Genomic DNA, 22,901 nt, shown 5'->3' with positions numbered 1-22,901 from the left:
GTATTTCTCCTTGTTACACACTTTGTTTAGCACCCAAAAAATCTTAGAAACTTCCTCCTCGGGTATAACAAAAAGGTGGTTATCCGGCCCCTTCATTACAACGCGAAAAAGGGGGCTAAATTGTTACAAAGTATGACAAAAATAGGCTCTTAAGCCGGGCATCATCTCTTTTCAGACAGGACGCGCTTCCAAGATGTGGACCAGCACCCGCTCAGGTACCACCTGCGCCCCTCCTCGCCTTCAGGATCGAAAAAACCAGCGCCATTTCTGGCGCTGGTTTTAGCTGTTTCTTCCTATTGGGCAGCTCACATCATGCGGTCGATCAGACCTCCCGGAACGTGGTCCGGATTTGCTTACTGAGAGGATCAAGAAGGTACTGTAACAGGGTCCGTTCGCCGGTTTCGATGAAGACGTCAGCCGGCATACCCGGCAGCAGGCTCAACTGGCGGTCAGACAAAAGTCCGACAGCCTCCTCGCTTAGAGCAACCCGCGCCTCGTAGTAGGGTAAGCCAGTCATCTGATCTGTTTTCAAATCAGCCGAGACAAACTCAACGTGCCCATCCAACCGAGGGGCAACATGTTGATCGAACGCCCCGATCATCACGCTCGCAGCCTGGCCCAAGGCGACATTGTTGATGTCCTGTGGCATGACACTAGCTGTCACCACCAACCCGTCATCCTCGGGCACGATCTGCATCAGCGTTTCGCCCGGAGACACCACGCCGCCGATTGTATGTACACCCAATTCATGCACGATGCCATCCGCCGGAGCCCGAAGGTCAACCCGCGCCAACTGCAACGCGGCCGCGCTCCGACGTTCTTTCAAGCCATCCAGTTCGACCTCCAGCGAGGAGATCTCGTTCATCACCTGCTCGCGGAAGGTCTTTTCCAGTTGCAGGATATGGATACGCGTCTCGCTGATACGACCACGGGCGACTGCGATCCGAGAGGTCAGGCCGCCACTATTACCGACAAGACTGCTTCTTTGACGCTGCAAAGTCGTCACCCGGGTACCAGGTACTAAACCCTTTTCAAAGAGCTGCGTCAGACCCTCCAATTCGCTGTCGATCAGTTTGATCTCTTCTTCGGAAGCTTCGCGCTGCGCCTCCAGGCCCACAATTTCCTGCTCTGCCTGTTCAATTTTCTCTTCCAAGGCCGCGACCTCACCATCCTGCGACAGACGACGTGCTTCCATCACCGCGCGCTGCGTTGCGAGTGCGCGGTCAACTTTGTCTTCGTCTTTTCGGGCCGCAAGCTCCTCGGACAGTACGAGATCGTCCAGACCATCGCGCTCGGCCGTCAGACGAACTAACTGCGCTTCAAGCGCCACGAGCCTGTCATCGACCAAGGCTTGGCTGCCTGACAACAGCTGATCATCAAGTGTCAGAACAACATCGCCAGCCTCAACCCTATCTCCGTTTTTGACGTGAATGGCGCCGACAATACCTCCGTCGGGATGTTGCACAGCTCTGAGGTCGGACGAGACCACCACACTACCAGCCGTCACGACCGCCCCGGACATCGGGGCTTTCATCGCCCAACCACCGAAACCTATGGCGAGCACAGCAATTGCGACCAGACCAAAGCCGATGGATTGGGCAGAACAATCCCTAAACCCTTTGGTGTTCGTGCTGGAATTCTTGTTGGTATTCATGACTTCCTCCATTCATTCTGTTTACAGCGCGGGACTGGGTCAGCCCGTGGCGGCAACGATTTCTGTTTGTTGGGGTTGTTCGACGGTCTTCTGTTCAGCGGCAGGCTGTGCAGCTACGGCGGCGGCCTGATTGCGTTGACGCAACCGCTCCATCACTTCTGTTCGAGGACCAAAATCTCCGGCGCGACCGTCTTCCATGATCAGAATCTTGTCGACTGAACCCAGCACGCTCGCCCGGTGCGCGATGACGATCACAATCGCCCCGCGTGCCTTGGCGGCGAGAATGGCATGGTTCAGTGCGGCCTCACCCACGGCATCCAGATTCGAGTTGGGCTCGTCCAGAACCACCAGAAATGGATCACCATAAAGCGCTCGTGCAAGGGCAACACGCTGTCGCTGACCACCGGACAAGGCCGCGCCACGCTCGCCAACCGAGGTGGCATAGCCGTCTTTGAAGCTAGCGATCAGTTCGTGAACACCCGCTGCCTTGGCGGCGGCAATCACCATCTCGTCCGTCGCCTCGGGATCAAAACGCGCGATGTTCTGGGCGATCGTTCCGTCAAAGAGCTCAACATCCTGCGGCAGAAAACCGATCTGGGGGCCAAGCTCCTCAGGCAGGTACTGGTCGATCGGCACACCGTCGAGGCTGATGCTGCCTTTGGCCGCCGACCATGCACCAACAAGTGTGCGCGCCAAGGTTGATTTTCCGCTGCCGGTCGTCCCAATCACAGCCAGTGCCTCGCCTGCTTTCATATCGAAACCAACACCTTTGAGAACAGCGGCAGTGGCCATCGGAGGGGCAGCGATCAGGCCGTCAACGGTCAGCGACTTCTGTGCCTTGGGCATAGAAATACGATGGTCAGCTTCGTCACCAGAAAGAGTTTGCTTCAGCTGAGCCCATGCTTGCCGGGAAGCAACCAGATTGCGCCAACTACCGACCAGAGTCTCGATAGGCTGCAAGCCACGGGACATGATGACCGATGCCGCAACGATTGAGCCAGCCGATATATGTCCATGGATGGCAAGATAAGCGGCGACCGCAAGAACGGCGGACTGAAGTGCCAGGCGGAACACTTTGGTAAAGCTACCAGACACTCCGACAGTAGTGGCCGCCTTAGCACTCGCACCAAGGTGGAGATCGTTCACATCCTGCCAGATCTTGCCAAGATTGGACTGCATCCCCATCGCGCGAACCATTTCGGCATTCCGGCGGCCGGCTTCTGCCAGACGATTGCGCTTGGCTGAATGCTCAGACTGAACGCACGCGGCAGCGCGGACCTTGATATCCGTAACGATGGCAATGGCAACCAATGCCAGCGCGCCAATTACACCGACCATACCCAGCCACATGTGCATGGCAAAAACCAATCCCAGATAGACCGGGATCCACGGCAGATCGAACAAAGCTCCGGCACCCTGACCCGACAGGAAACCGCGAATTTTTTCGACATCTTGAATTGCCGCCGCAGGGTTGCCACCCGGACGGTTGCGCGACGGCTCGGACAAAGTGCAATCAAACGCTGTGCGGGCGAGCCTTTGTTCAAAGCGATGCCCCATGGCAACCAGCACACGGGTCCGCGCGCCGTCAATCAAGGCCATGAACAAGTACAGACCGGCGACAAGTGTGCTGAGCGCGACAAGCGTATTCACGCTTTGGCTAGACATCACGCGATCATAGATCTGAAGCATGAAAATCGGCCCTGTCAGCATCAATAGGTTCACAACACCGCTGAAAACGCCGGTGGCAATCAGATTGCCCCTCAGCGCGCGCCGGGCGCTGGCAAGTTGTGGATGAACGGATGAATGCTTTGACATAGCTGGCTCCCAATAAAAACTCTGTGGGTGATACTTGGAGACCAGCCGCCGATGCCCCAAGGGCTTGTCACACTTTGATTCAATTGACGAATTTGGCCGGTTGTTTGCCGAGCTGGCGAAACCGAGTGCCCCGAAATGCGGTGCCGGTGGGTGAAACCCCTTTGCGTCATCAGCGGCATGGTGGATGCAATTTCCGCTTGGGAATGCGGCGGTATTTGAACTAGCGTCCCAAGTGAGGGGGATGGGACAGGGAGCTTACGCGCAATGCGCTGGAATGATCTGACACTTCGAACACAAGTTATGAGCATCGTGCTTATCAGCTGGACGATTGTCGGCGTGTTCTCGGTAGTCACCGACGTTGTCCAGATCCGAAACTCTCGCGCTGAAGAGATCCGAAACAGGGGCGATGCCTTTCTTGCGCAGGTGGTTTCAACCCTGGCCCGCGTGCCCCCTGACAGCCGCTCCGAAGCAGCGCTTGGTTTCTTTCCTGCAGAATGGAGTGTCAGGGTCGGCACGCAGGATGCAGCAACCACTTTGGCCAATGGCCGCGACCGCCCGAATCTGGCTAACTGGCTGACGGCGCGGCTGGAACACCGTGGGATCGCCGTCGCGGAACTGTCCGTGGCAGACACGGTCGTTGACGCCAAACACGACCAAAGCGCGCTGTTGCAACTGTTCAAGAGCCACTCGGGCGAACCTATCGATGCAGAAAGCGTTGACGCGTTTCTGGTGAGCGTTTTTTCGGTCCGGCTCAAGGATGATGACGAATGGCTGAACTGCTATTTGCTCATGAAAAACAAGAACATTGTACCTTTGGTCATCGTTGGCTCAATCGACAGTCTGGTCGCGCTTACCCTGCTTTGCGCACTTGCGTTTCTTATTCAGAAAGTGATGCGACCGCTGAGCGCGATGGCCGTCAATGCCGAGTTGATCGGCCGGGGTGAAGAAGTCGGCCCACTCGTCGAGGCGGGTGCCATTGATATCCGCCACACAATTATTGCGTTCAATCGCATGGAAGCCCGGATTGTTCTGGCGCTTGAGTACAAGACAACCTTGCTTCGTAGCCTCGGGCATGACCTGAAGGGACCGATTGCACGGATGCACGATGCGATCCAGAAATTGGAACCAACAGCACCCAAAGAGCAACTGCTCAAGCGGTTGGAAACCATCAGCGATATTGTAAACTCCGTCACCAACCTCAACCGCGAAACGCATCACGATGGAGAGCTTGCACGCCTGGATTTGCGCTCACTGGTTGAGGCGCTTGTAGATGAACAGGTTGAGGCGGGTCGCGATGTGACCTGCACAATCGAACAATCTGCGGTGGTCAAAGGAAGACACAACGCGCTTACCCGGGTTCTTAGAAACTTGTTGGAGAATGCGGTCAAATACGGGGGTCGAACAAATGTCTCTTTGACTGCGTCGAACGATATGGCCGCAATTCACATAGACGATGAAGGACCAGGTATCCCAGCCGAACAACTTGAAACAGCGTTTGAGCCTTTCCAGAGACTAGGCGCCACCGAGCCCGGCACAGGCCTCGGCCTTGCTATTGTCCGGGCGATTGTTGTCGATCAGGGGGGCACTGTAACGCTTGAGAACCGCCTGAGCGGAGGCCTTAGGGCAAATGTGCTGTTGCCGCTTGATACCGGAGTTCAGCCGGGACGAAAGATGTAACCCTGCCCCCAGACCGTTCGAATATATTCCGGATTTGAAGGGTCGCTCTCAATCTTCGATCGCAACCGTTTGATCAGAGCATCAACGCTTCTGTCTCCTGCACCGCCATGCTGTCGGGTCCGGGCAACGGCAAGAAGGTCTTCTCGGGTACACAACACGTCCGGGTTTTCAGCAAAGAAGCGCATAACCCGCACTTCGCTTGAGGTGAGTGTGATGAGACGACCATCTTCACTTTTGAGATGTCGCTCGTTTTCAACAAGCTCCCATTCTCCGAACCGGGTAACCCGGGATTTTCCCTGCGTTCCACCAGCACGCCTGCGCAGCACAGCACGCACGCGCGCGAGGAGTTCCAACTCGTTGAATGGTTTAATGATGTAATCATCCGCGCCCAGTTCCAGCAGGGAAATCCGCTCGGCGTCGTCATCAATCGAACTGATCATGATGATCCCGGCATCTATGCGCGAAGCGATCTCGTGACATAACACCTTACCACTAGTTCCTGGCATCACGAGGTCCAGCAGAAACAAGCTGTAGGTTTCATCAGCCATCATCAACCGCGCAGCGGGTACATCTTGCGCGTGTTCGATTTTGTACCCTTTGTCAGTCAGAAATGCACAAACACCCTGAGCAAACTCGATGTCATCGTCACAAATCAGAATGTGCTCATCATAGCCAGCGGATTGATCCGCGACGTCTTGCATAGCTCTTCTCCTCGGGACGATGCCTGTCGTTACGATAACAACATTTGCTATTCGAAGCTGTCAATGTTGCAGAGAACGATCAAACTGTCTGGTACGCGGCGACCGCAATCGCCACTCATGGCTAAACCAGACAATCATCCACCGGGGCATTCCGGACGATTGAATAATTTGTCACTCCAAACAGCAAATTCCTCCAACTTCCGCCACCTTCCGCAGGTGGCTGCGTGCAACAAAGCAATCTTCGTCAGAGACTTGGTAGCAGGCTTTTTATTTGGTGTATCGCGTGTGCCCCGACTTAAGTGCAGTTTTGATCGCGACAGCAGGCTCTGAACCAGATTTGGGTGCTTCTGAAACCCTTAAACGTTACTGCTGCATCCACGCTACGATAGGGGCTCCAAGTCCGACAGAGTAATATCGTAGTCAGTTTCCGCCAGAGCTATCTACGGCCTTGCGGAAATCCGGCTTAGATTGCTTCGATTGTCTCCAGCCAGCGCAGCAGCGCCACCGTGGTTTGCTGCGGTTGTTCCAGAGTTGGCAAATGGCCCGCGTGTTCGACGACTTCCAACCGGCTTTGCGGCAACAGGTCATGCATCAATTCGTGGCGTTCGACTGGGCATAACGCATCATGACGGCCGCAAAGGACCAGCGCAGATCCCTTGAAAGCGCGCAATGTGTGACTTTGATCCGGGCGATCTCGTAGGGCCTTGGATTGGTTAACAAAAATCTCCGGCCCCAAGGCCATAGCCATATCCATGCATAGGTCCAGAATTGCCTGTCGATCAGGGCCATCGGTCAGATAGTTGGGCTTCATTTCCTCGGCCATCACATCGCTTAGCCGACCGTTTTTAACCGCCTCTATCTGGGGCTCACGCCTCGCCTTGACCTGATCCACCTCTGCCAGCGGGTTGGTGTCCATCAACGCCATCCCCGCTACACGCCCCGGTGCTTGCCGCAGCATTTCCATCGCAACAATGCCTCCCATGGAAAGACCGGCCAATGCGAACCGGTCGGGCGCGTGTTTTAAAACCTCGGCGGCCAGAGCCTGCATCGTATCATGCGCACCAATGGGGGCGACAAGTATCGGATATCTGCCAGACAATGCACCAATTTGCGGCGAGAATAGCCGAGCATCGCACATCATGCCCGGCAAAAGGACAAGTGGTGTCATTTGACCAGAGCAGCCCCTTCGGCCAGCGCACTCAGTTTGGCATAGGCGATATCAGGATCGACAGCGCCAAACCCCGCAAAAGTGCCAAAACCGCAATCCGATCCGCCAATCACCCGCTCCGCTCCCACGATGTTCACGAACCGCTCAAGACGTTGCAGGACCAATTCAGGGTGTTCGACAAAGTTCGTGGTGGTATCGACCACGCCCGGCACAAGTACCTTGTCATCGGGTATCTCGGACTTGCGGTCGCGGAACACCGTCCATTCATGTGCATGGCGCGGGTTCGAGGTTTCAAACAGCACATAGCGCGACTTGGTTGACATCAAAGTCGAGAACACCTTGTCCATTCCGATATCGCAGCAATGCGGACCTTCGTAATTGCCCCAGCAGATGTGAACCCGAACCTTGTCGGCGGGCACATCCTGCAATGCATGGTTCAGCGCTTCGACATGCATTTCGGCAATACTGACAAATTCCTCGTCAGAAAGATCGGTGAACAGCATATGGCGCGACAGGGCAAGATCGGGACAATCCAATTGAAGATCCAGGCCCGCCGCGACGATGGTTTCATATTCGGATTTCATCGCATCGGCCAGCGCGGCCAAATACGCCTCGCGCGTCGGGTAATAGTCGTTCTGCAGAAAAAGAGAGATCACACCCGGGCTGGCAGCATTCATAAATCCGCGCTCAATCCCGTGCTCAGCCATGGCTCTTTTGAGGTTGTCGATATCCTTCTGCAACTCGCCCTGCCCTTTCGAGCGCACGTCGCCTACGCACATGGGCCGCGCGTATTGCGGAGTTCCGCCATCATTCGCCAAACGTTGAAGAAAGCCCGGAAACATCTTCAGATCAGCCGGAGCGTTGCGCGGGCTGTCGCCTGCAAACCCGGTGTAGCGGTCCTTGACGTAGGTCGCGTAAGAGATTTTCGAAGTCTCGCCATCTGATACAATATCGATCCCCGCTGCAGCCTGTTTGCCTACGGTCTCGGACACCGCGTTCGTCATGCAGGCATCAAAATCTGTCTGATCGAACGGTTCCTCCCGCTCACGCGCGAAGATGAAATCGACGACTTCCTGACTACGCGGCAGACTCCCCACGTGGGTGGTTGAAATTCGGGTCATCATGTCATCTCCAATTCAATTACTTCCCTGTGCCGAGTCCAAAGCGAAGAACGGGTCACATACTGCGCGCCCCGAAGGAGATCGGAGCGCGCAACTTTGCCTTTAAGCACCGGTCCAGGTAGCACCGGCAGGATCGTCCGTTGCCGTGATACGATACAGACCGGCCTCTCCGGTCATTGAGGGCACGATACTGTAGCTTTCACCTGACAGAATCAGCGCTGTGTCGCCTGCGGACAAAGTTGTTTCATAGCCATCGACTGTAATCCGCCAATGACCACTCGCAGGCATGAGGACGACGGGCATATGCGCCGCGACGGGTTCGTTCAAACAAGAGCCGCGCCCGAGGAAATCGACCTCAAACCCCGGCTTATCCTTGATCAGGGCATCTTCGCCAATAACTTTGGCTGGCTTGTTAGCGGAAAGCGCCATCAGATCCCAATAGCGTGCCACATATTTGCCGATAACATCTTCGACCGGAACTTCCGGATAGCTCTTAAGCTCTTCTTCGGTCAGCAGCGGCATGGGGCGCACGTTGTGGGGCAGTTCCTGACCCTTCTTGCTGTCATACAGCACGCCATTGTCGCCCAGCATCAGCCCATGCGCCTGCGCGTCTTCGATCACCTGTGGTGCCCAGGTGACACCGCCACCCGCATCATCGCCGCCCAGGATCGACATGATCATCCCATAATCCTGCCCGACATTTTCGAAACCGCGAAAGATGCCAGTTGGAATGTTAAATATGTCACCTTCCTCGGCAATAAACTCACCCGCAGTGCCATAGCGACCCCAGAAGAACCGCCAACGTCCTTTGGCGACAAAGAACACCTCGGCCGTGGTGTGGCTGTGCAGCGAATTCCGGCATTTCGGAGGTTGCCCCGCCGCGCCAATATTGAAACCGATTTTGTCGGTGATGTGGACATGCTGATCGGGGCTTTCGGATACGCCACCGCCGACGATTGTAAAGTTTTCCTTCTGGTCCGAACCGGGCGTGTGCGCGTCAATAAATGCAGTTTTACAGGGCTGCAGTTCGCCGTAGCGGACAATGCGTTGTTGGATCGTACTCATAATGGTCTCCGTTCATTGAATTGGTACAAGAGGTCTCGATCCTCATGCACCCGGAGGGCGATTATTCAGCCGCCGCGCCCGCAAGGACGCCCGGTGGCCGTGGTACCGCCGGGTTCCTTCACTGGCATCCAATGCGACGCGCGTTTGAGGCATCAGAGATCCCCGGTTTCCAACAGAAGCTGTTTCCAGACCGCGGTTTCATCGAACAAGGTCCATTCGCGTCGCAGCCTGATGTCGCCTCCAACCAACTCGCCCCATTCGGCATGGCTGATCCCCAGCACATACAACTCAGCACCTGTTGGCTTGCCGAACACGCCCCAACCGTCATGCTTGCCATGCAAGCTCCAGCGCAGGGCCGAGCGGGGCGGCATATTCGGATCATCGCGCCCGATTTGATGATGGATGGTGAACGTTGCGCTTGGCATGGCTGCACGCAAAGACATCCAGAACCGATCAGCCGAATCCCAGCCATAGCCCGTGACACCGCCGGGATATTCGGTCTGCACGCCTCGGTCATACTCTCGTTCAATCGCGCCCATATCTGCATTCATTATCCGTGTCAGCAGATCCGCGTGGCGGCGTCCCCATTCATTGTCATTGCCGTGCCCCTTGTAGGGACCTTCGATGTCGTTCTTAGGTGACAGAGGCTTCACACTGGCCTCGGCCCCACCTTCACGCGTTATCAGATCGGCGGCATATTCCTTGGGATCCCAGCCCATTTGCCGGACAATCGCACCCTGATCTCGGATAAGCCATTCGTCATCGATCATGTTGTCGATGGCGTGGCAGTCGGCCAGAATTCGGTATCGCAAGCGTGTTCCGGTGGCTTTGCCATAGACACCATTGCCCCGATGCGTGGCGGTCGACAGGATACGATGCGAGCTCAGCATGCCTTCTTCCGGGGTGCCCGACCAGATCACATCCTCGCCCAGCAGCTGACGGTCGGGGAACTCGGCCAACGTGGCCATTGTTGCACCAATGACATTCTGGTTACCCAACACAACCGAACCGGGCGAGCGGACGACGATGTCTGGGCTGTAATATTGATGCAGAGTCGCAATGCCACGGTCTTCCCAAATCTCTTTGGTGATGCCGATGATATAATCCGGGAAATCTTTGAATTTGGGATCAAATCCCTTCATGTCTTCCATCCTTCAGGTATGCGGGCGGAGCCGCGAACGATCAAAGGTCCGTCAATCTCGGTGCGGCGCGGCGCGGCAGCGGGATTTTCGATCTTGCTAAGTAGAATATCGACGGTTTCGGCAACCATCCGATTGGCAGGCTGACGAATAGTTGTCAGATTGTAGGCTGGCCAAGAGGCAACGGCGACATCGTCATATCCCAGAACCGAGACATCGGCCGGAATTTGCAGGCCCAACTCGAACCGCAGCGTGTCCATCACAGAGATCGCCATGTGATCATTGGCCACGAACACAGCGTCCGGTGGATCGGACGCGAACATGCGTAGCGTTGCCTCACGCGCCTGTTCTGCGATGAAGTTTCCGGCTCCACGGGCGTGCAGTTTGACACCCGCCTCTTGCAGGGCCGCTACGAATCCCGCTTCACGATCGCGCTGGGTCGAAGCGCCCTCCCACCCGGCGATATATCCGATCTTCTCATGACCGCCAGCCAGCAGAAACTCGGCTGCCTTTCGGCCACCGGCGACATTGTCGGATGTAACCGATGACATAGTGAGATCATCCTGTGCCCGATTGAACAACACCATCGGTACACCCACGGTCCGACAACGTTCATACAAGGTCGACGACAGGGCCACCGATGCCGCGATTATGCCGTCGACTTGAAAGTCGAGCAATTCCTCAACCACGCTATCGACGTTTTCGGCCTGGTTCGACGCCATGAATATCATCACATGGTAGCCGCGCTCCTGCAGCGTATTCGTCAACCTTTCCAGTGCTTCAGGATAAAACTGATTATTCAGATACGCCACAACAAGCCCAATGATCCGGCTTTTGCCGGACACTACGGCACGCGCAAGGACGTTCGGCCGATAGCCCAGTTGCTTGGCGGCCTGACGCACCTTTTCAATCGTCTTCTTCGAGGCTGACGCCCCCGGAGTGAACACACGGCTAACGGCAGACTGGCTGACCCCGGCGAGGCGGGCGACCTCCATGGATGTAACTTTTTGCGCCGCCATCAGTCTGCTGTCCAACCTCCGTCTATCATCAACGCGGTGCCCGTCACCAAAGCCGATGCATCCGCTGCAAGATAAACCACTGCCCCCATGATGTCTTCGATCTCGCCCGGGCGGCCCAACTTGATCTTGTCCAATATCCATGCGCGCTTGTCCGGGTCATCAAAAGTCGACTTGGTCAAATCGGTCAGAATAAAAGTTGGGCAGATCGTGTTGACCCGAATTTTTGCAGGACCGAACTCCAGCGCCATCGCCTTGGAAAAGCCTTCGACTGCGAATTTTGACGCGCAATAGACTGCCCTTTCCCGCCCGCCTACATGGCCCATCTGGCTGGAGATGTTCATCAGCGATCCGGGGCGCCCAGCTTCTAACAATCCTTTTGCCACCGCTTGGGTCAGAAAATAGGCCCCCCGGACATTGACATCCATTACCGCATCAAAATCCTCGGGCCGTGTGTCCACGGCCCTGCTGTGTCGGGCCAGACCGGCTGAGTTCAGCAGGACATCAAATGGCCCGTTTTGCGCCACCGCATCAGCAGTGCCTGCAACGTCAGAAACATCCAGTTCAAGTATATTCGCCAACCATCCCCGAGCGTTCATCTCTGTTGCCAGATCCTGCAACGCATCCTTGCGCCGCGCCGCCAGTGTCACTTCGGCGCCATGCTCTGCCAGTGCTACGGCACAGGCCATGCCGATACCGGACGACGCACCCGCGACCAATGCGCGTTTGCCGTTAAGATTGAAACTTGGGGTGCTGGGAAATTGGGACATATCAGACCTCGCCAACCGGAAACGGAATGCGGCCCGGAACGCGCGCCTTGTTGAACTCTCGCAAACGGGCAAAGACGTCAACACCCAGCTGGCGATAGGTATCCAGCAGATCAACCAGAACCCAGTTCTCGCGAATCTTGCCATTTTCAAGCCGCCAGAAATCGAGGCTGCGCAGCGTGATCTTCTTGCCCGACGGTGCGATCCCCATCCAGCCATCATTGGTGACAGTCTGGATCATGTTGGGCCAACCCGTAACAGCCGCATAGTCACCGTCGCCAAAGAAATGACAGGTGATGTCATCTACATCCTGCCCGCGATCCGGCATTGCGTTGAGGAATGGAATCTGATGCCAATTACGGAACCCCGCAATACCCCGCCCTGTGCCGATCCCCGAGGGGCCGTACCAGTTCATCCGAGGATGCCAGAACCGCTCCATCTCCATCACCTCCGGACCACCTTCTACGGGATGTTTGGTCAGATGATCCAGCATGTCGACAATGTGCTGGCAGGTCTCTTTGCCCTTGGCCTTGTCATACGGGCCGGGCACCAGCCCGTCCTGCGTCGCGGGTCCCGGAACATGCCATTCCCGCCCCAAACCGGGTGCCATGGGCCAGGCCTGCGCTTGCATCATCACTTCGGGGATATCCCAAAGCGCCTGCACCTCGGCGATTTTGCCATTTTCGATCCGGAAAAACTCGTGAAACCGCATGGTGACCTGATGGCCTGTCGGCGGAATCTCCAGCCATGGCCCCGCGAAAGTGCCGGTATAGTACCCGCCGCATCCAACCCAATCAGCCCCGAATTCATCAGGGCCAGCCATGACGATATAATCGCGACGCTCAAGATCGGGCCATGCGGTCAGAAGATCGCGATAGCAACAATCGTAGTAAGCATTACTCCCATTGGTGTCGCCAAACGGATAGCTCAGATGGAACACAGCGTCGGGAGAACAAATCTGATCCAACGCCTGCCGGACACCGGCTTCGGTAAAGTCATACATCGCAGCCCTGACCTGTGCGATCAGGGTCTTGTGCTCAGTATGCCTGTCACTCATTCTGCGGCGTCCCTATAAGGTGCAGGCGCACCGTAGGGGACATTGATGCCGCCGTAACGCCGTACGCGGACGTTACATTGCTCGGCGTGCCCCACAAAACCTTCGAGCATACATAGGCGCGAGCCATATTCGCCGATCAAGGTTGCTGCCTCATCAGTCAGAACCTTTTGATAGCTATGTGTTTTCAGATATTTACCCACCCATAGACCACCAGTATAGCGGCCAGCTTTTTTGGTAGGTAGCGTGTGATTGGTGCCAATTACCTTATCACCGTTCGAGACATTGGTACGCGGGCCAAGGAACAGTGCGCCATAACAAGTCATGTTCTCAAGGAACCAGTCGTCGCGATCGGTCATGACCTGCACATGTTCAGATGCAATGTCATCAGCAACCTGCAGCATCTCATCATAGGTGTCGCAGACGATCACTTCGCCATATTCCTCCCACGATACTTTTGCGGTGCCCGCTGTCGGTAGAATGCCCAGCAGCCGGTCCACTTCGGCCATCGTGTCCTCGGCCAGTTTGCGAGAATTGGTCAGCAATACGCAGGGGCTGTTATACCCATGTTCGGCCTGACCCAGAAGATCGGTCGCGCAAAGCTCTGCGTCTGCGGCGGTCTCATCAGCAATCACCATGGTCTCGGTCGGGCCGGCGAATAGGTCGATACCGACGCGGCCAAATAGCTGACGTTTAGCTTCTGCGACAAAGGCGTTACCCGGACCGACAAGCATGTGGACTGGATCAATCGTCTCGGTTCCCAACGCCATGGCGCCGATAGCCTGAATGCCGCCCATCACGTAAATCTCATGCGCCCCACCCAAATACATGGCGGCGATCACCGCTGCATTGGGTTTGCCCTGAAACGGAGGGGTGCAGGCGATGATGCGTGGTACGCCCGCCACCGAGGCGGTCGCCACCGACATATGCGCCGAGGCCACCATCGGGAATTTGCCACCGGGCACATAACAGCCCACCGATTGTACGGGGATGTTCTTGTGGCCCAAAATGACGCCCGGCAAAGTCTCAACTTCGATATCCAGCATCGAGTCGCGCTGAGCTTGTGCAAAGTTGCGCACTTGTTCCTGCGCGAATTTGATGTCCGCCAGCTCTCGATCCGTCAGCTGATTGATCAGGTCGTCGATCTGGTCTTGAGACAACCGAAACGATGCTGGCGAATAGTTATCGAACTTCTCGCTTAGCTCGCGTACCGCAGCATCGCCACGTGTTTCGATGTCTTTCAGTGTCGCTTCGACGACAGCGCGTGTTTTGGCGTCATCCTCGGCTCGGTCAGCATCGGACTTACCACGTTTCAGATACTCGATTGTCATTGTCCTAATCCTTAGTTTCAGGCCGGGGCGGAGACTTCTCACCCCGGTCAAATGCTTCCCAGCCTTCGCCGTTAAACAGATCGACACCCAGCTGTGCCGCTACATGCGCGAAATCGACATTCACCCAATTGTCGACGATCTTGCCGTCGACCACTTTCCAGAAATCCATATATCGGATCTCGACCCGCTTTCCGGTGGGGGCGATCCCCAGGAACTCACCCGAATGGGTTGCTTCCTGTCGACCAAACGCAGCCGCCCATTCGCCCATGTAAAGGCGCGCTTCGTCGATGCAGGTCTTGTCCGAAAAAGCCGCCTGAAACGGGCGTTGCCAATTGTCCTGAAACTCTTTCAGGCCAGTTTTTGTGCCACAGCCCTCATTGCCCATCCAGCGGAAGCCTTCCGAGAAGAATTCGCCGATGTCATCTATGCGGTGATCGTTCAGACCATCCACCATGGTTTCAATCACACGGCGGGTGTCTTCTGTTTTGTCGAGGTCCGTATCACGTGTCAGCACGGCCTGTTCCGGGCGGGAACCCTTCATCTTTCTCATCCTTGTATTGGTGCCAATAGAAATTCTGTCTTCATCGGGTAGCTCAATCAGCTGACAGAAAATCCCTCGGCATCCGGTTGAGCGCCGGGTGGCGGCCAACGGCGTTATGTCTTGCAGAGCTGCTCATGCGGCTTGCTCGGCGATGTCGGCAAAAAGGTCATATCCCAGCTGCAACAACACATGCGGGATGTCGACGAAAACCCAGTTTTCGACCAACAGATCGTCCTCTCGACGCCACCAGTCGCAGACCCGCATGAAGACGCGTTTTCCGCTTGCGGGCTGGTCGAGGAAGGGTTTCACCTGGACACCGGTCAAGGAAGGCCAGCCGCCCGAGCATACGTAATTGCCTTCGCCGAAGCGGGTGAAATGCGCAGTCATGCCATTTCCCGCACTACCTCCGGACCAACCTTCGAAGGTGGCCTCGAAAGGCACCTGGAAGCTTGCAAAACTCTCGAGCCCGACGAAAGAACCGAAGGCGCCGGGGCCGTACCAGACCATGTTGTCATGCCAGAACGGGCGCCAGGCCTCGTTCTTGGTGGCAAGCTTGGCCAGCATTTCTGTGACCATACGATAGCTCTTGGCCCCCTCGACTGGGTCTTGCGGCGTGGTCAAGATGCCATCATGGCTTGCTGGACCCTGAATCATCCCGGTGAAGCCACGGGTCTTGCCCGGGCTATCGGTGATCGGCCATTGCCCTGCAGCCAGCATCAGTTCTGGGATATCGAAGAAGACATAGCTCTCCACCGCCTTGCCATCCTGCATACGGTGGAACTCGCCGAAGCGCAGATAGGCAAGCTCACCTGTGGCGCGGATACCAAGCCAGTCGCGCGAGAACCGACCGACGAAATAGCCGGTGGCGCTGATCCAGCCCTGTCCTTCAAATACACCGGCCATGACGATATCATCGCGCCGAAAAAGCCCATCGAAGGAGGCTGCGAGCGGGGCGATGACGTGATCGTGCAGCCCGAGGCCACCCGCGACCTCGTTGAAAGGATGCACCACGTTGACATGTGCACCGGGGGCGAAGAACCCCTCATAGGCTGGCCGGAAATTGCCTGGATGGCGTTGCGCGGCGGTGAAATTCAGAAAGGGTTTACGGTCGAGGCGTTCCATTAACTTTGTCTCTGTAGGATCTGTTCAAGGCGTCTGCGGAGAAACGCCCCGCATGGCCCTGCGCGCATCAAAGCAAAAGGAACTCGCCCTGGCCGCCTTGCCCGGCACGCAGCCATATTCAGGCTGGCTGCGTGCGCATGGGCAAATACGGACTGAGGATGCGTGCGTCCCATCAGCGTCAGCCTTTCACAGCCCCGGCGGTCAAACCGCCCACAATCTGACGCTGGAAGAACATCACCAAGATGAACAGCGGAACCGTCGCAGAAACCACGGCCGCAACGGCAAACATTACGTTGCCCTCGGTTTGCGTTGTACCAAGGAACGCAGCGATGGCTGGAACCATCGTGCGGTTGCTTTCTGACAACAGCATCGCCCCAACGGCAAAGTCGTTATAGGCCAGAAGAAACGAGAACAGCCCCGTGGTGATCACACCCGGCCACATCACCGGAATGATCACGCGGCGGAAGGCCTGAAACTGGTTGCAGCCGTCGACCTTTGCGCTTTCGTCAAGCTCGCTGGGGATGTTCTTGAAGAAGGCGTGTAGCATCCACAGGGTGAACGGCTGGTTGATCGCGACAAGTACGATAATTGTCGTCGGCAGTATCCCCCAGATATTCCATTCAAAGAAGGGCAACAGATAACCCGAAACCAACGTGATCGGCGGCATCGCGCGGAAGATCAGCGCCGTGATCAAAAGCCAGAATGTGTAGTTATAGCTCGACCGCGAAAGCGCATAGCCCCCCAGCGTTCCGATGGTCAGCGAGATGGCGACCACAAAGACGCAAACGATCCCCGTGTTCAGAACATTCCGCCAAAATTCTTCCTGAATCCAAGCCCCTTCGTAACCGGTGGTGGTAAAGGGTGAGCCATAAACTGCCTCGGTCCGCGCGCCGGTTAAGGCGTTGGTCCAATCGGCGATCGAGAAGAAATCCAGCTCTACCTTGAACGACCCCCAAACCGTCCAGAGGAACGGGAAAGCGGCCAGGATGAACCAAAGGATCACAAAAAGCGACGAAGCAATCCGAAGGCTTTTGGGCATTCTTTGCGCACGGCTGGCCATGTTATCTTGCTCCTTTGAAGTCACGCCAGGTGCGGACAAGCACGGGCGACAACAGAATGGCGACCCCGATAATCGTGATCACAGACGTAGCGGCCGCAGAGGACAGCTGTCGCGTTTCACCGCCGAGGTCGTTGAAGATGAAAGTGCTGAGCGATTGCGCATGGGCACCGGCGCTGAAGCCGATAATCGGTTCGAACACCTTGAAATTATCCATCAACTGGATCAGCGCAACAAACGTAACCAGTGGCATGAGATGGGGAACAACCACGAATTTGACCTGTTGCCAGCGGGTTGCCCCATCGATCTGGGCCGCCTCGATCTGATCTTTGGGCAAAGTTTGCAAACCGGCATAGAATACCACGAAGGCAAAGGGGGCCGAACTCCAGACGCCATAAACCATCAGCGCCACCCACATCAGCCCGGTCGAAGCCTTTAGACTGAAATCCGGATCTCCGGCCAAGTTTACAAGGGCGTTGCCGATGACGCCACGACTGTCAATCATCCAAAACAGAATGAGCGAGCCGATCAGCGGTGTCACAATCATGGGCAAGAGCGAGAAGAAGATCATCAAACCCTTGAGGTGCCGGTGCAGTGAGTTGACCGCCAGCGCAATCACCAGCCCCAGAATGATCGTGAGGGGTGTCACAATGAATGTGAAGGTCAGCGTAAAGGCCATGGCCCGATAGAAGGGCAAGTTTCCGACCTCTGAGAAAAGGTCACCCCACGTGTCACTCGCCGCCCAGATTTCGCCAACCTCCTGTATCGCCAGGTGGCCGCGATCAAAGTAGATATCCAGCCCGACAAATCTGCCCAATGGTTGTTCGGCACGAAGCGCTGCGGTGGCTTCCTGATCGATGGTGGTCTCGGTTGTGCACCCGACAAGCGGAGTACAGTTTTCGACTTCCACCAGAACCGCCGGGTGTGGGGCATAAATGGATTGGATCACCACCGAGACGATGGGCATTGCAATGAACAGCAGCATTGCAAGTCCTGTGGGCAGGAAAAACCAAAGGAATGTCTTATGGCGCATGTCGCAATTCCCGTGTCGGCTTGATTGGGCGGGTGCCCAAATTGGGCACCCGCGAGGGGCGTTTTACTGTAGGAAGCCCTGTTCGATTGCCGCGGCGCGATAGGCGGCCTCGACATCGGCCAGCGCCTGTTCAGCGCTTTCCTTGCCCTGCATGAAATCGGCAAGTTCATTGCCGAGTGCACTGTGCATCAAACCCATGTAGGGCAGCATCGGATAAGGAGTCGTGCCCATTTTGGCAGCGTCAAATACACCCTGCGCGTCGTCTGCAGGTTCGTACCCTTCGATCAACCAGACTGCCAGCGGCGTGGTTTCATCGTTCAACATTTCGGGGCGGACGCCATGCGTCATCGCGACAAAAGTCGCCTCAGCCTCTTCATCTGAGATGTTCTTGCCGACGGTCCATCCATCCCACCAAAGGGTCGAGGCCGGAGTCGTGCCGCCACCCACGGTCAGCGGCGCTGCAATGGCATGGCCATCGATTACTTCCTGCAAGACACCTTCGGTTGTGGTCTGCTGTGACGCCCGTGACCCCCACATATTCATGATCGCCACATTGCCCGCGCGGTATTCCGCGTTGGTGGCATTGGAATCATGGGTCAGAAAGTCGGGGTTCATATACTCGGACAAAGCCTTCATCATGTTCAGCGCTTTGACACCGGCCTCGGTATTGACGTTGGGCTCTGCGCTGCCGGGCTTGAAATGAGTACCTCCATAGCCAAGGAACATGTTGTTGAATTCCTGCGCCAGATTCCATCCCGCAGCATAAGCACCGCCAACCGGGTTTTGCATTATGCCCTGCGCGCGAATGGCTTCGGCCGCTTCGAGCAGTTCTTCATACGTGGTCGGCACTTCGACGCCTGCCTGTTCCAGAACGTCCTTGCGGTACATCAGGTGCTGAGCGTTGGCCATGAAGGCGATGGCCATGATGTCATCGCCGATCTTGATTAACTGTCCCGGCTGCAGGTTCTGACCATGTTTTTCGACCAGGTCATTGAGCGGTCGGATAACGTCTTCATTCATCAACGCCACAATCGAGCTGTTGGCGATGATGGCTGAGGTGTATTCCGACGGATTGCCCGACAGACCGGCCACGTTGATGGTTTGGTGTTCGGATGTCAGGTTGGATTCAACAGATGCGCCCGTGCATTCCTTTGCGGCAGCGGCCACAGCCTGAATGGCGGCAAATTCGTTGCCGACGATGTTGACCCGATCCGTGATCTCGCAGGCATAACCCGCGCTCGCAGCAAAGGCGGTCAGTGACCCGGCCAATGCGATTTTCTTTAGAAACATTTTTGATTCCTCCCTAGGTGATTGGGTGCATCTTCGAAGCCTGCACCCGAGATTGTCCCGTCATTGCGGGATTGGTTTTCGTCTCTCAGATCTCAAGGCGCGCGCCGGTTTGCGCATCGAATAGGTGGCAGTGATCGGTATGGATATGAATCGACACCTGATCGTCGATTTCTGCACGATAGGTTTTGTCGGCCTTGACCGAGACCAGCGCTCCGCCGATCCGAACCGAGACCATGGTGCTGTCGCCCAGCAATTCCTGCGTATAGATGGGCGCGTTAATCTCGCCCCCGCTTTCTACGACATTGGCGTCCTCGGCGCGGAAACCCAAAGTTATTGGGCCATCCGGAGCATTCAGACCATGCACTTCGGTATTCTGCGCGCGGAACACACCGCCCTGAACATCGCCATCAACCAGGTTCATCGCCGGGTTGCCGATAAAGCTGGCGACAAACGTGTTCGCAGGCTCGTCGTAGATCGCCGTCGGAGAGCCAACCTGTTGGACAACACCCTGCTTCATGATCACCACGCGATCGGCCAGTGTCATCGCCTCGATCTGGTCATGTGTCACATAAATCGTAGTCACGGCTAGTTCATGGCTGAGGTTCTTGATCTGCGCGCGTGTCGAAACACGCAGTTTTGCGTCAAGGTTGGACAACGGCTCATCCATCAGGAACACGTTGGGCTCGCGTACAATCGCACGCGCCAGAGCCACCCGTTGACGTTGCCCACCTGACAGCTCTGCCGGCTTACGATGCAGAAAGTCGTCCAACTCTACCATCGCCGACGCACGGCGCACTTTTTCGTCATGGGTGGAAGCGTCGATGCCACGTACCCTCAGCGGGAAACGAATGTTCTCGTAGACGTTCATGTTCGGATACAATGCGTAAGACTGGAACACCATCGCGACGTCGCGGTCTTTTGGCTCCATATCGTTGACGCGGGTACCGTCGATCAGAATATCACCCTCGCTTGCGTCTTCCAAACCTGCGATCATGCGCATCGTCGTGGTCTTGCCACAACCCGACGGGCCGAGAAGCACCAGAAATTCCTTGTCGGATATTGTCAGGTCGAAATTGTCCACTCCAACAAACGAACCCCAACGTTTTCCAACATTGCGCAGTTGAATCTCGGCCATACTGTCCTCCCAGTTGCACCTGAGTGCATACGTTTGCAAAAGCATAGACATCCAAAGGAACATCTGGCAAGTATTTTTTGCAAGCGAATGCAAAAGCGCCCGCAATCTTGCTAAAGACTGACGCTTCCCTCCGGGCAAAGCATTGAAAGTAAAAGATATGTCTTACGAAGCTGAGAAAGAAATTGTCCTGAACTTCTACAAAGCTCTGAGCGATGCAGAGGAATCAGCCCACTCTGATGTGATCGCTGAGTATTGCGCCGAGGACCTCCTGTGGCGCGGCTTTCACCCGTTCAACGAGCTGCGTGGCGCTAGCAACGTGGCGCAAAAATTCTGGCAGCCGCTGAATCACAGCCTAACTAACTTGCAGCGTCGGATGGACGTGTTCATGGCTGGTCAAAATGAAATCGACGGGTTCAATTCAGTCTGGGTTGTTTCGATGGGCCATCTCATGGGGCTGTTCGACAAGGACTGGCTGGGCATTGCGCCAACCGGAAAAATGGCCTTGCTGCGCTATTGCGAGTTCAACAGGATTGAGCACGGTAAGATTGTCGAAACCGCGATGTATTTCGACATCCCGCATTTCATGATTCAGGCCGGGTTGCAGCCCTTCCCGCCGCAGACCGCCGCACAACTTGTCCAGCCCGGGCCCATGACCCATGACGGCCTGATGTTCACGCCTCAACCCGCCGAAGACGGCCAAAAGACATTGGCCGCTATCAACGCGATGATCTCCGATCTTGGGCGGTGGGACAGCGGGCTCAGCCTTGAAGATGAGTTGCGCCGCACATGGTGCGAAGACATGATCTGGTGGGGGCCATCCGGTATCGGTGCGACCTACACAATCGAACGTTACGCCAAACAACACGCTGGCCCGTTCCGTGCTGGGTTTGCCGACCGGTCAAAAACCAACCATATCTGCCGCATGGCTGAGGGTCACTATGGCGGCTTTTTTGGCTGGCCGAACTTTACCGCCCGACCAACCGGCGGGTTCATGGGGATGCCTGCCACTGACAAAGCCGGTGAGTTCCGGGTGATAGACATTTATCGTCGCAAAGGTGATAAACTGGCCGAGAACTGGATTTTCATCGATCTGCTTCATTTCTGGAAGCAACAGGGTGTCGATATTCTGGACCGCATGACCCACGGTGGTTCTTAGATCATAGGCAGGCCGATCATTTTGGTCGGAATACGGTAAACGGACGTGCTGGCAGTGATGTACAGCATGCTGAACTCGGCTCCACCAAAGCAGAAGTTGGTAGATTTCTGCGGCGTCAGAATGACACCAAGGCAGTGCGCTTGGGCATCAAACAGATGTACACCGCCGGGACCATTGCACAAAATCTGGCCGTCGCGGGTGCACTTCATACCGTCCGGTACCCCTTCCCCATCGCCAACAACATCGGCCCAGACCACCCCACCGGTCAGCGAGCCATCAGCGGCGACATCAAAGACGCGGATATGGCCACCCCAACTGTCATTGACAAACAGCCTTGTTTCGTCAGCTGATAAACACAACCCGTTGGGTTGCTGAAAATCATCCGCGACAAGGTGTAACGTGCCGTCGGGATCCAGCCGGAACACGCCTTGCACCGGCAGTTCCTGCTCTCTCAGAATGCCAAGATCCTCTCGGATACGACCAAAACTGGGATCAGTGAACCAAATCCGACCGTGCGAGTCGCAGATAACATCGTTGGGGCTGTTTAGTTCTTTGCCATCAAAATGCGTGGCGATCGAAGTAACCCGCTTGCCGCCGTGATCATGGCGTACCAAATGCGAACTGGCGTGCTCGCAAGAGATCACTGCCCCGCTTTTGTCGAAGCAATTTCCGTTTGCTTGGTTGGATGGGGTGCGAAAAACGCGAACTCCCTCACCCTCGCTCCACTTGTATTGATGGCTCTCCTGAATGTCCGAAAATACCAGCCAATGCTCTTCGGGGTGCCATATTGGCCCTTCGGTAAACCCCAGACCGCTAGCGATTTCTTCCAGTTGAGCGTCAGAGTGCACCAGATCTGTGAAGCATTTGGAACGGATATCGAATACCATGTGAACACCTTTTCAGAGTTGCGCCTGCCAACACTACCGGCAAGCCTCGACAAGAACAGCGTTTCGGGTGAAAACGCAATAACGACTGTTCGATAGTCTGGCCCTGCCAACGTCAATGCTCTACGCTATGGCCGATGTTTCCAAACCGCTTGGCTGCCAATTGCCATGTGCC

Annotated in this window: 20 protein-coding genes; 2 read left to right on the top strand and 18 right to left on the bottom strand. The window is 56.1% G+C overall.

Annotated elements, in window-relative coordinates; all coding sequences use genetic code 11:
- Positions 1-322: 322 nt before the first annotated feature.
- Complete coding sequence (locus ACR0CZ_RS01950) at positions 323-1,654, bottom strand: HlyD family type I secretion periplasmic adaptor subunit (RefSeq protein WP_170394065.1); 1,332 nt, start codon at positions 1,652-1,654, stop codon at positions 323-325.
- 39 nt (positions 1,655-1,693) lie between these two features.
- Positions 1,694-3,469: a type I secretion system permease/ATPase gene (locus ACR0CZ_RS01945; protein WP_170394067.1), complete on the bottom strand. Its 1,776-nt coding sequence runs from the start codon at positions 3,467-3,469 to the stop codon at positions 1,694-1,696.
- Positions 3,470-3,733: 264 nt separating this feature from the next.
- Here ACR0CZ_RS01945 and ACR0CZ_RS01940 point away from each other — a divergent pair, with 264 nt between their 5' ends.
- On the top strand, positions 3,734-5,146 hold the full coding sequence (locus tag ACR0CZ_RS01940; protein WP_480502955.1) for a sensor histidine kinase: 1,413 nt from the start codon (positions 3,734-3,736) through the stop codon (positions 5,144-5,146).
- On the opposite strand, the gene ACR0CZ_RS01935 is transcribed toward ACR0CZ_RS01940, so the two are convergent.
- The 15 genes from ACR0CZ_RS01935 to ACR0CZ_RS01865 all read right to left on the bottom strand — a co-directional run bounded on the left by ACR0CZ_RS01935 (position 5,125) and on the right by ACR0CZ_RS01865 (position 20,686).
- The gene (locus tag ACR0CZ_RS01935) at positions 5,125-5,847 is read right to left on the bottom strand and encodes a response regulator (protein WP_170394071.1); all 723 of its coding nucleotides are present in this window, start codon (positions 5,845-5,847) and stop codon (positions 5,125-5,127) included. The genes ACR0CZ_RS01940 and ACR0CZ_RS01935 overlap by 22 nt on opposite strands.
- A gap of 463 nt (positions 5,848-6,310) precedes the next feature.
- The gene (locus ACR0CZ_RS01930; protein WP_480537112.1) at positions 6,311-7,015 is read right to left on the bottom strand and encodes an alpha/beta fold hydrolase; all 705 of its coding nucleotides are present in this window, start codon (positions 7,013-7,015) and stop codon (positions 6,311-6,313) included.
- Entirely contained in the window at positions 7,012-8,136 is a 1,125-nt protein-coding gene (locus ACR0CZ_RS01925; protein WP_170394075.1) for a cobalamin-independent methionine synthase II family protein, read from the bottom strand. Before ACR0CZ_RS01925 ends, ACR0CZ_RS01930 begins: the two co-directional genes overlap by 4 nt.
- Before the next feature lie 102 nt (positions 8,137-8,238).
- Positions 8,239-9,201, bottom strand: a complete 963-nt coding sequence (locus ACR0CZ_RS01920; RefSeq protein ID WP_170394077.1) for a cupin domain-containing protein — start codon at positions 9,199-9,201, stop codon at positions 8,239-8,241.
- 152 nt (positions 9,202-9,353) lie between these two features.
- Positions 9,354-10,343 (bottom strand): nuclear transport factor 2 family protein, encoded by a 990-nt coding sequence (locus ACR0CZ_RS01915; RefSeq protein WP_170394079.1) that lies wholly within the window; start codon positions 10,341-10,343, stop codon positions 9,354-9,356.
- The gene (locus ACR0CZ_RS01910; protein WP_170465610.1) at positions 10,340-11,359 is read right to left on the bottom strand and encodes a LacI family DNA-binding transcriptional regulator; all 1,020 of its coding nucleotides are present in this window, start codon (positions 11,357-11,359) and stop codon (positions 10,340-10,342) included. Before ACR0CZ_RS01910 ends, ACR0CZ_RS01915 begins: the two co-directional genes overlap by 4 nt.
- Positions 11,359-12,126 carry an SDR family oxidoreductase gene (locus tag ACR0CZ_RS01905; protein ID WP_170394083.1) on the bottom strand — a complete coding sequence of 256 codons (768 nt, stop codon included), beginning with the start codon at positions 12,124-12,126 and terminating at the stop codon, positions 11,359-11,361. The genes ACR0CZ_RS01910 and ACR0CZ_RS01905 overlap by 1 nt, the downstream gene beginning before the upstream one ends.
- Position 12,127: 1 nt before the next feature.
- Complete coding sequence (locus tag ACR0CZ_RS01900) at positions 12,128-13,180, bottom strand: ester cyclase (protein ID WP_170394085.1); 1,053 nt, start codon at positions 13,178-13,180, stop codon at positions 12,128-12,130.
- Positions 13,177-14,508, bottom strand: a complete 1,332-nt coding sequence (hisD, locus tag ACR0CZ_RS01895) for a histidinol dehydrogenase (RefSeq protein ID WP_170394087.1) — start codon at positions 14,506-14,508, stop codon at positions 13,177-13,179. The genes ACR0CZ_RS01900 and hisD overlap by 4 nt, the downstream gene beginning before the upstream one ends.
- A gap of 4 nt (positions 14,509-14,512) precedes the next feature.
- Complete coding sequence (locus ACR0CZ_RS01890; protein WP_170394089.1) at positions 14,513-15,049, bottom strand: ester cyclase; 537 nt, start codon at positions 15,047-15,049, stop codon at positions 14,513-14,515.
- 132 nt (positions 15,050-15,181) lie between these two features.
- Entirely contained in the window at positions 15,182-16,171 is a 990-nt protein-coding gene (locus tag ACR0CZ_RS01885; protein ID WP_170394091.1) for a nuclear transport factor 2 family protein, read from the bottom strand.
- 178 nt (positions 16,172-16,349) lie between these two features.
- Positions 16,350-17,231, bottom strand: a complete 882-nt coding sequence (locus ACR0CZ_RS01880) for a carbohydrate ABC transporter permease (protein WP_170394093.1) — start codon at positions 17,229-17,231, stop codon at positions 16,350-16,352.
- Between the two features lies 1 nt (position 17,232).
- Positions 17,233-18,261 carry a carbohydrate ABC transporter permease gene (locus ACR0CZ_RS01875; RefSeq protein WP_170394095.1) on the bottom strand — a complete coding sequence of 343 codons (1,029 nt, stop codon included), beginning with the start codon at positions 18,259-18,261 and terminating at the stop codon, positions 17,233-17,235.
- 63 nt (positions 18,262-18,324) lie between these two features.
- On the bottom strand, positions 18,325-19,551 hold the full coding sequence (locus ACR0CZ_RS01870; RefSeq protein ID WP_170394097.1) for an extracellular solute-binding protein: 1,227 nt from the start codon (positions 19,549-19,551) through the stop codon (positions 18,325-18,327).
- 85 nt (positions 19,552-19,636) lie between these two features.
- Positions 19,637-20,686, bottom strand: coding sequence for an ABC transporter ATP-binding protein (locus tag ACR0CZ_RS01865; RefSeq protein ID WP_170394099.1), 1,050 nt, complete (start codon positions 20,684-20,686; stop codon positions 19,637-19,639).
- A 157-nt stretch (positions 20,687-20,843) separates the two neighbouring features.
- Between ACR0CZ_RS01865 and ACR0CZ_RS01860 the strand changes: the two genes are divergently transcribed.
- Positions 20,844-21,842, top strand: coding sequence for an ester cyclase (locus ACR0CZ_RS01860; protein WP_480537155.1), 999 nt, complete (start codon positions 20,844-20,846; stop codon positions 21,840-21,842).
- Here ACR0CZ_RS01860 and ACR0CZ_RS01855 read toward each other — a convergent pair.
- Positions 21,839-22,729: an SMP-30/gluconolactonase/LRE family protein gene (locus ACR0CZ_RS01855; RefSeq protein ID WP_480537113.1), complete on the bottom strand. Its 891-nt coding sequence runs from the start codon at positions 22,727-22,729 to the stop codon at positions 21,839-21,841. The genes ACR0CZ_RS01860 and ACR0CZ_RS01855 overlap by 4 nt on opposite strands.
- Positions 22,730-22,901: the final 172 nt, after the last annotated feature.

Source organism: Ruegeria sp. H9, assembly GCF_056532915.1.
The sequence above is the reverse complement of the archived record's forward strand: the minus strand, read 5'-3'. Positions and strand labels throughout refer to the sequence as shown.

What these genes read in the sequence shown, in the direction of transcription:
- ACR0CZ_RS01930 (WP_480537112.1), bottom strand. Translation starts at nt 7,015, where the DNA reads ATGACACCACTTGTCCTTTTGCCGGGCATGATGTGCGATGCTCGGCTA.
- ACR0CZ_RS01925 (WP_170394075.1), bottom strand. Translation starts at nt 8,136, where the DNA reads ATGACCCGAATTTCAACCACCCACGTGGGGAGTCTGCCGCGTAGTCAG.
- ACR0CZ_RS01950 (WP_170394065.1), bottom strand. Translation starts at nt 1,654, where the DNA reads ATGAATACCAACAAGAATTCCAGCACGAACACCAAAGGGTTTAGGGAT.
- ACR0CZ_RS01920 (WP_170394077.1), bottom strand. Translation starts at nt 9,201, where the DNA reads ATGAGTACGATCCAACAACGCATTGTCCGCTACGGCGAACTGCAGCCC.
- ACR0CZ_RS01855 (WP_480537113.1), bottom strand. Translation starts at nt 22,729, where the DNA reads ATGGTATTCGATATCCGTTCCAAATGCTTCACAGATCTGGTGCACTCT.
- ACR0CZ_RS01915 (WP_170394079.1), bottom strand. Translation starts at nt 10,343, where the DNA reads ATGAAGGGATTTGATCCCAAATTCAAAGATTTCCCGGATTATATCATC.
- ACR0CZ_RS01940 (WP_480502955.1), top strand. Translation starts at nt 3,734, where the DNA reads ATGCGCTGGAATGATCTGACACTTCGAACACAAGTTATGAGCATCGTG.
- ACR0CZ_RS01860 (WP_480537155.1), top strand. Translation starts at nt 20,844, where the DNA reads ATGTCTTACGAAGCTGAGAAAGAAATTGTCCTGAACTTCTACAAAGCT.
- ACR0CZ_RS01880 (WP_170394093.1), bottom strand. Translation starts at nt 17,231, where the DNA reads ATGGCCAGCCGTGCGCAAAGAATGCCCAAAAGCCTTCGGATTGCTTCG.
- ACR0CZ_RS01870 (WP_170394097.1), bottom strand. Translation starts at nt 19,551, where the DNA reads ATGTTTCTAAAGAAAATCGCATTGGCCGGGTCACTGACCGCCTTTGCT.
- ACR0CZ_RS01875 (WP_170394095.1), bottom strand. Translation starts at nt 18,261, where the DNA reads ATGCGCCATAAGACATTCCTTTGGTTTTTCCTGCCCACAGGACTTGCA.
- ACR0CZ_RS01935 (WP_170394071.1), bottom strand. Translation starts at nt 5,847, where the DNA reads ATGCAAGACGTCGCGGATCAATCCGCTGGCTATGATGAGCACATTCTG.
- ACR0CZ_RS01945 (WP_170394067.1), bottom strand. Translation starts at nt 3,469, where the DNA reads ATGTCAAAGCATTCATCCGTTCATCCACAACTTGCCAGCGCCCGGCGC.
- ACR0CZ_RS01900 (WP_170394085.1), bottom strand. Translation starts at nt 13,180, where the DNA reads ATGAGTGACAGGCATACTGAGCACAAGACCCTGATCGCACAGGTCAGG.
- ACR0CZ_RS01905 (WP_170394083.1), bottom strand. Translation starts at nt 12,126, where the DNA reads ATGTCCCAATTTCCCAGCACCCCAAGTTTCAATCTTAACGGCAAACGC.
- ACR0CZ_RS01865 (WP_170394099.1), bottom strand. Translation starts at nt 20,686, where the DNA reads ATGGCCGAGATTCAACTGCGCAATGTTGGAAAACGTTGGGGTTCGTTT.
- ACR0CZ_RS01890 (WP_170394089.1), bottom strand. Translation starts at nt 15,049, where the DNA reads ATGAAGGGTTCCCGCCCGGAACAGGCCGTGCTGACACGTGATACGGAC.
- hisD (WP_170394087.1), bottom strand. Translation starts at nt 14,508, where the DNA reads ATGACAATCGAGTATCTGAAACGTGGTAAGTCCGATGCTGACCGAGCC.
- ACR0CZ_RS01885 (WP_170394091.1), bottom strand. Translation starts at nt 16,171, where the DNA reads ATGGAACGCCTCGACCGTAAACCCTTTCTGAATTTCACCGCCGCGCAA.
- ACR0CZ_RS01910 (WP_170465610.1), bottom strand. Translation starts at nt 11,359, where the DNA reads ATGGCGGCGCAAAAAGTTACATCCATGGAGGTCGCCCGCCTCGCCGGG.